Origin of the sequence: Nonomuraea monospora (genome assembly GCF_039531895.1) — a bacterium.
GTDB classification, from domain to species: domain Bacteria; phylum Actinomycetota; class Actinomycetes; order Streptosporangiales; family Streptosporangiaceae; genus Nonomuraea; species Nonomuraea monospora.
The window spans coordinates 1-6,382 of record NZ_BAAAQX010000088.1; the positions used below are offsets into that span (position 1 = coordinate 1).

4 protein-coding genes are annotated in these 6,382 nt (G+C 72.1%); all 4 read left to right on the forward strand.

Translation table 11 applies throughout. The annotated features are described in order from the left end of the window. Positions 1 to 1,382 (forward strand): RiPP maturation radical SAM C-methyltransferase (locus ABD331_RS60505; protein WP_344496649.1); only part of this gene is annotated, 1,382 nt, incomplete at its 5' end. Then, the gene (locus ABD331_RS60510; protein WP_344496651.1) at positions 1,376 to 3,604 is read left to right on the forward strand and encodes a peptidylprolyl isomerase; all 2,229 of its coding nucleotides are present in this window, start codon (positions 1,376 to 1,378) and stop codon (positions 3,602 to 3,604) included. The genes ABD331_RS60505 and ABD331_RS60510, both read left to right, overlap by 7 nt. Before the next feature lie 16 nt (positions 3,605 to 3,620). Beyond that, a complete protein-coding gene (locus ABD331_RS60515; RefSeq protein ID WP_344496653.1) occupies positions 3,621 to 4,637 on the forward strand; it encodes an aminotransferase class I/II-fold pyridoxal phosphate-dependent enzyme in 1,017 nt (338 codons plus the stop codon). Beyond that, positions 4,634 to 6,001 carry a nucleotidyltransferase family protein gene (locus tag ABD331_RS60520; RefSeq protein ID WP_344496655.1) on the forward strand — a complete coding sequence of 456 codons (1,368 nt, stop codon included), beginning with the start codon at positions 4,634 to 4,636 and terminating at the stop codon, positions 5,999 to 6,001. Before ABD331_RS60515 ends, ABD331_RS60520 begins: the two co-directional genes overlap by 4 nt. The last annotated feature ends 381 nt before the right edge of the window (positions 6,002 to 6,382 follow it).

The window sequence follows — 6,382 nt, forward strand, 5'->3', positions numbered from 1 at the left end:
AGGAGCGGTATCCGCTGGTCAAGCTGGTGTATGGCGGGGCGAACTTCGATGGTGAGATGGGGTGTGAGTACGCCCGCGGCATCGGCTGGATCGACTATGTGGTCACCGGTGAGGGCGACATCGCCTTCCCCCGCCTGCTCAACGCCATCGCCGACGGCACCGGCACCCCGATTCCCGGCGTTCACCGCACCGACGGTCCCGCACCGCCCGGCGGCGACGCCCCCCGCCCCCGTGACCTGGACTCCCTTCCGGTGCCCGACTACGCCGACTACTTCGCCACGCTGGAACGTCACGATCGTGCCGCCGTACTCGGTGGCACGCACGTCAAGCTGCCCGTCGAGTTCTCCCGTGGCTGCTGGTGGGGCGAGAAGCACCACTGCACCTTCTGCGGGCTGAACGACCTGGGCATGACGTTCCGCGCCAAGACCGGCGGACGCGCCCTGGCCGAGCTCTCGGCCATGCTCGAGCGCTACCAGGTCGTGCACATCGAGGCGGTGGACAACATCCTCGACATGAAGTACCTGCGCACGCTCTGCGCGGACCTGGCCGAACAGCGCTGGGACATGAGCATCTTCTACGAGGTCAAGGCCAACCTGACCCGTGAGCAGATCGGCCTGCTCGCCCGCGCAGGCATCCACTGGATCCAGCCGGGCATCGAAAGCCTCAGCACGAACGTGCTGCGCCTGATGCGCAAGGGCGCGACCAAGCTCATCAACGTCCGCCTGCTCAAATGGGCCCGCTACTACGGCCTGAATGTCGAGTGGAACATCCTCAGCGGCTTCCCCGGCGAGTGCGACGGGGACTACGCCGAGCAGACGGCGCTCGTCCCGCTGCTGACCCATCTTCAGCCGCCCGCCGGCGGTGAGCGCTTCTGGCTGGAGCGCTTCAGCCCGTACTTCACCGATCCGGGCTTCCCCATCAAGAAGGTGCGGCCGCGAGCCAGCTACCGGCACATCTACCCGCCGGACCTGGACCACCACAAGATCGCCTACTCCTTCGACTACGAAGCCGAGTCCATCGCCTCACCCGAAGCGCACCAGGCGCTGATCTCCGCGATCGGCGACTGGCGGCAGCGCTGGAACGACGAGCGCAAACCCAGCCTCATCTACCAGCGGCTGCCCAACCGGCTGACGATCATCGACAAACGCGGCCCCGCCCCGCGCAAGGTCGCGCTCACCGGCTGGCAGGCCGCCGCCTACCAGCACTGCGACGACACCGCCCGCACCGCACGCCGCGTGCACGAACATCTCATCGAACAGGGACACGACATGACCATCGGGAATCTCAGCACGTTTCTCGCCGCCGCCGAACGCCTCGGCATCATGATCTCCGAGGACGGCCGGTACCTCGCGCTGGCCCTGCCGGAGAACCCGGGATGGTGACCACCGCCGCCACGCCGGCCACGCTGCGGTTGGCGCACCGGCGCAGCGCCATGCTCGACCTCTTCCTCGCTCTGCAGCGGGAGCTCATGGGCCGGTTCCCGCACGAACTCGCGTTCCTGCCGTGCCCGGCCGCGCCCGAGGTGGCGCAGTTCATGGACGGGCTCAAAGCCTGGAAGCAGCACGGGCTCAACGACCTGCCCAGTGTGCTGGCGCACGCCGAGCGCCCGCACGACCTGATCGACCTGGCGGGAGAGGAGTTGCGCGAAGGCAGCAAGCTCATCGCGCAGGCCATGGCCGCCTCGGAAGGCGCGCTCCGGCCGGCCATCGAAGGTTTCGCGGACCTCCGGGAGAGCGCCGTCCGCGACCTCGGACGGCTCCTGGAGCTGGAGGAACTGGACGCGTCGCTGCGGGCCGCGCTGGGGATCCGGCCCGGCGCCCTGGTGCTGCCGCTGCATCTGGTGCCGCTCGCGCCGCACTTCCCGGGCGTCGGGGTCCTCATGTCCGGGCGGCGGATGGGCGCCGGGTACGCCGACTGCCGCCGCTTCCTGGGATCGACCCTCGCCGACGCGGTCCTGACGCTGCTGGCCTGGACCCTGCTGCGGGCGCTGCCGGGACCGGACAGCCTCCCCACCGAGCTGGCCCGCCGCCTGCCGGGAAAGGGCAGGCACCAGCAGCGGCTGCGGGTGGTGCTCACCAAGATCCTCATCGAGATGACCGTCGCGAGCCTGATCCGCGCACGCGACCCGGAGCACCGGTCGTCCTCGGACGTGCTCGGGACCGCCTGGCGCTATCCACGCCTGTTCGCCGTGGCGCAGCGGCACTGGCAGCGTTACCTGGCCGGGGCAGGGGAGCGGGCCGAGTGCCTCGACGGGCTGGCCACGGAGCTGGCGGCCACGAACGCCCGCTGGTGGGTCGAGGACGTGGACGCGGCCTCGCTGGCGGCCGACTTCTACCTGCTCGAATGGCTCCGCGCCGAGGGCGACGCGCAGGCCGCGCGCAGCTTCGCGAGCTGGACCCCGCGGCTGGCCGACTACCTGGCCCGGCAGATCGACCTCACCATCGGCGGCGAACTCGGCCACTTCGAACGCGGGCGTCACCACGGGTTCCCCGAGCCCGTCGGGTCGTTCATCCAGGAGGTGACGACGGGGGACAGCCGGGTGGCGTGGTGGCGGGCCCGGCGGCGGCTCGGCGAGTCCCGCGCGCTCGCGCTGGCGGTCGAGGCCTTCAACGGCCCCGGCGTCGAATACGGCGGCGAAGCCTGGGGACCGGTGGCCGCGACCCTGCGCCGCTACGTCGACTTCGAACTGCCGCCGGCCGTCTTCGTGGACCAGTGCTTCACCCTGGAGCACAACAACGGCTCGTTGTTCGACAAGTACTTCGCGACCGACGATCTGCGGGCCGTCCTCGACAACCAAGCCGCGGGCGACCTGGCCGCGCTGGCCGCGCGCGCCTCGGAGGAGGTGCGGCGCCGGTGGCAGGCACACACCGCAGAGGTGCTCGGACGGCATGATCCGGCGTGGCTCGGACTTCCGTCCAGCGTGCCGGCCGAGGCCGCGAACACCAGGCCGCCCGTGACCGGACATCCGGTGGGTGACGCCCCGATCGGCGCGCTCGGCTGCGGCAACGCCGCGGACGCCGCCATGTACGACGACGAACGCCATGCCAGGCCGGTGGCCATCGGCCCGAGCCGGCGCCGTCGGCCCCACCGTCCGCCGCACCGCCGGATCACCGGCGCACGCGTCGTCCTGCACCTGACCACCGGGCCGGTGCGCGTGGAGCTGTGGGCGCGGCGCGCGCCGCACACGGTGGACACGTTCATCGGCCTGGCCGAGGGCACGATCGCCTGGACGGATCCGCTCACCCGGCAGCCCGGCTCGGGCGGCTTCTACGACGGCACCCCGCTGTTCCGGCGCGTCCCCGGCTTCGTCGTCCAGGGCGGCGACCGTACCGGCACCGGCGAGCGCGGAGCGGGTTTCCGCATCCTCGACGAGTTCGGCCCCGACGCGGTGTTCGACCGGCCCTACCTGATGGCCATGGTGAACACCGGCCCCAACAGCGCCGGGTCGCAGTTCTTCCTCACCCTGGCCGTCGCGCGCCACCTCGACGGCCGGTACTGCCAGTTCGGCGAGGTCACCGATCCGGCGTCGCAGCGGCTGCTGGACGAGGCCGCCACCGAGCCCGGAACGGTCTCCATCGTGCGGGTCGAAGTGACCACATGGTGATCCGCCGGTGCGCGGCGTGACGGATCAGCCGGGGACGGTGGATCTCACCGGCCGCACCCCGCCGTGGCCGAGGCCCGCCGCCGAATTGTGGCGCGCGTGCCTCACGCGTTCGCTCGCCGGCGAAGAGCCGTGGGAGGTCCCGCCGCGTGCGGGGCATCCGGAACTGCGCGCGGCACTCGGCGAACACCTTGATCTCGATCCGGACGCGCTCGCCATCACCAGCGGCGTCCGTGCGAGCCTGCCGTACCTGATGTCCGGTTCGACCAGACTGATCCTGGAGCGGCCGACGTTCCTCGAACTCGGCGTCGTGGCGAGAGGCGCCGGGCACCGCGTCACGCTCGCCGAGCTGGACGCCGTGCTGGCCGGTCGGGCGGCCGACGACACCGCGGTGTTGTGGCTCACCCATCCGGCGCGCAACCCGGACGGACGTTCGCTGGGCGCGGCAGAGCTCGACCGGTTGCTCACGCTCGTTCCCGCCTACCGCCGGATCGTGGTGAACCGCACCTACCAGTGGTACCGCCCGGCGGCCCTGCCGGCCGCATTCATCCAGGTCGGCACGCTGCACAAGCTCACCGGCGGCGGTATGCGCGTCGGCTGGATCTGGCCCGTGCCGGCGAGCTACCACGGCCTGCCGGCGGACGGCGGGCCGCCAGGGCCGTGGCAGCTCGCGCTCGCCGCGTTCATCCGGGCCGGCGGGCTGCGCCTGCTCAGCGGGAACCCCATCGATGAGCAGGCGCGGCGCCGCCACTTCGAGGGACTGCTCGGCCGTCCAGGAACCGGCTCAGGCTCCGGCATCGGCTCGTCCGAGCGCGACCTGTACTGCGGCGCGCAGCTGCTGCTGCCCGTTACAGGCTCCGAACCCGACGTCGTACGTGCTCTGGCGGCGAACGGCGTGCGCGTGTCGCCGGGACGCGCGTTCGCCGCGCCGGGTCACGTACGGCTGTCATGGGCGGGCCGCACCGACGGGCAACTCGCGGTGGCCGCGACCCGCATCAACGAGGTACTGGCGGCACACACCAGGAGGACCGGATGAGGAGCACGCGCGACGACAGAGCGGTCCTGCCGCTCGGCTGGGCGCTGCACGTACCAACGGACGAGCAACTGGACGCCGTCCGCGAGACACCCACCGGCATGGCGTTCGCCACGCTGAGGCGTCACAAGGTGCTGGTGCAGGCCTGGCGGCGGCTGGCCGGCACCGGCCTGCCGCTGGCCGGCCTGCTGCGCGAGGAGACCCTGCCGCAGCGCCGGCAGCAGCTGACCCTGCCGGACACGTGGCGGGTGCTGGAGGAGATCGGCGCGGGCGCCGGGTACCGCCCGGCGTTGATGAAGGGCGTCGCGGCCCGGCTCTGGTATCCCGATCCCGCTCTGCGCCACCTGGGCGACCTCGACGTCTGGCTGCCCGGCCAGGCCGACGCCTGGCACCTGTGCCGCAACCTGATGCGGTACGGGTGGCGTCTCAACGGCGACGAGCTGCCCTGGGTCAAGGCGACGGGCGCCGGCGACGAGTACGGTGTGATCAACATGGTCAGCACGCGACCGGACCGGCACGACGTCGACATCCACTTCGGGCACTACTCGGTGCGCCACTGCGCCTGGATCCCGCTCACCGCCGGCCGGGTCGCCGACGACTCCGGCCGACCGCCCCGGCTGGCCGACGAGGACAATCTCGCCGTCATCCTGGCCAACGCCGCAGGGGATCACGCCATCGGCCTCAAGGACGTCAACGACATCCTGCTGGCCGCGGGCCGCGGGGCGGCCCTGGACTGGGAGCGCGTACGGCATCTGCTCGGCTTCGCGGGCCTGCGCGAGTTCGCTGCGGCCTTCGTCAGGACCGCCGCGCGGCTGTACGCCGGCGCGCCCCGCGAACCCGAGAGCCTGGCGGTGATCCGGCGGGAACTCGGCGGCGCGCGCCGGCCGGAACGGGTGCCCGACGGCACCGGCTCGACCTGGCTGCGCCGCTCGGCCACCGTCAGGCACGCCTGGCGGGTAGGCCTGCGCGACGGCGTGCGAAGCGCGGCTCTGTCGGCCGGCACGGCCGCCGTCTATTACTGCCTGCCCCTGCGGCCACGGCTGGTCCGCTGGGCCGGCGGCCCGGTGGACGGCGTGATCAGGGACCGCAGCCCGCGCCGCTGCGTCCGGCTGGTGCCGCTCCAGCACCTCGCGCGACTCGCAGGTCTGCAAGGCCCGCCCGCGCGGCTCGACCCGGTGGCCCACGGCGGGATCGCCTGGCGCCAGGCCGCCGGCATCCCCTACGCCGACAACGCGGGGGCGATCCTCCTGCCGACCGTCTACGGGCGGCTGTCCCTCAGCCGGGTGCGGGCGCTCACGGCGGCGCTGAGCGGCCCCGCCTCGCCCATCGCCCTTCCCCCGGTCAGGAGCGACGACGCCGGCCGGTAGCTCATGGAGGCGGGCACCGGCATCGGCGAGGGTCGAGCCGAGGGGGTGCTGATTCTCTGTAGCCCCGATGCCGGATCGATGGGCGAGCAACCAGTTGGATGCGTTGTGAGGCGCCCCAGCTACCGCTTGGGCGGGACCTCTCGTACATGGATCGACGCCGTCGCCTGATGCCCGCACGGGACCACGCTGATTTGACGGTACGTGCACGGGTCGCACCTGTCTCTGCGGGACCCCGCCGGCCCGAGGGGAGCGACCTAGGTGACTGGTGTTTTTTGATCTCTCTCGCGCTGGTCTGTCCTCTTGTGCCAGGGTGATCGGTGTTGGTCACCGGGCGTGGGGAGAGATCGAGCGATGGCGGTGGGCCAGACTCCGATGCAGCCG

Excerpts from the sequence above, each read along its gene's own strand:
- ABD331_RS60510 (WP_344496651.1), top strand. The coding sequence starts at position 1,376 with ATGGTGACCACCGCCGCCACGCCGGCCACGCTGCGGTTGGCGCACCGG.
- ABD331_RS60520 (WP_344496655.1), top strand. The coding sequence starts at position 4,634 with ATGAGGAGCACGCGCGACGACAGAGCGGTCCTGCCGCTCGGCTGGGCG.